This is a genomic window from Pseudomonas sp. VMV1, from assembly GCF_056790235.1.
This window is the reverse complement of record NZ_JBXGSE010000038.1, coordinates 1-1009: the sequence shown is the minus strand read 5'-3', so window position 1 is coordinate 1009 and position 1009 is coordinate 1. Positions and strand designations below refer to the sequence as shown.

General features: G+C 52.9%; 1 rRNA gene. It reads right to left on the bottom strand.

The window, feature by feature from the left end:
• A 23S ribosomal RNA gene (locus ACUCV0_RS24045) occupies positions 1-1009 on the bottom strand; the annotation flags it as partial.

The window sequence follows — 1009 nt, the reverse complement described above, 5'->3', positions numbered from 1 at the left end:
TTGCCAGGGTGGTATTTCAAGGATGGCTCCACGCAGACTGGCGTCCACGCTTCAAAGCCTCCCACCTATCCTACACAAGCAAGCTCAAAGTCCAGTGCAAAGCTACAGTAAAGGTTCACGGGGTCTTTCCGTCTAGCCGCGGATACACTGCATCTTCACAGCGATTTCAATTTCACTGAGTCTCGGGTGGAGACAGCGCCGCCATCGTTACGCCATTCGTGCAGGTCGGAACTTACCCGACAAGGAATTTCGCTACCTTAGGACCGTTATAGTTACGGCCGCCGTTTACCGGGGCTTCGATCAAGAGCTTCGCTTGCGCTAACCCCATCAATTAACCTTCCGGCACCGGGCAGGCGTCACACCCTATACGTCCACTTTCGTGTTTGCAGAGTGCTGTGTTTTTAATAAACAGTCGCAGCGGCCTGGTATCTTCGACCGGCATGAGCTTACGGGGTAAACCCTTCACCCTCACCGGCGCACCTTCTCCCGAAGTTACGGTGCCATTTTGCCTAGTTCCTTCACCCGAGTTCTCTCAAGCGCCTTGGTATTCTCTACCCGACCACCTGTGTCGGTTTGGGGTACGGTTCCTAGTTACCTGAAGCTTAGAGGCTTTTCCTGGAAGCATGGCATCAACCACTTCTCCTTCTAAAAGAAGGATCGTCATCAGTTCTCGGCCTTAACTGTCCGGATTTACCTAAACAGTCAGCCTACCACCTTAAACTTGGACAACCATCGCCAAGCTGGCCTAGCCTTCTCCGTCCCCCCATCGCAGTAACTAGAAGTACGGGAATATTAACCCGTTTCCCATCGACTACGCCTTTCAGCCTCGCCTTAGGGACCGACTCACCCTGCGTCGATTAACGTTGCGCAGGAACCCTTGGTCTTTCGGCGTGCGAGTTTTTCACTCGCATTGTCGTTACTCATGTCAGCATTCGCACTTCTGATACCTCCAGCAAGCTTCTCAACTCACCTTCACAGGCTTACAGAACGCTCCTCTACCGCATCACCA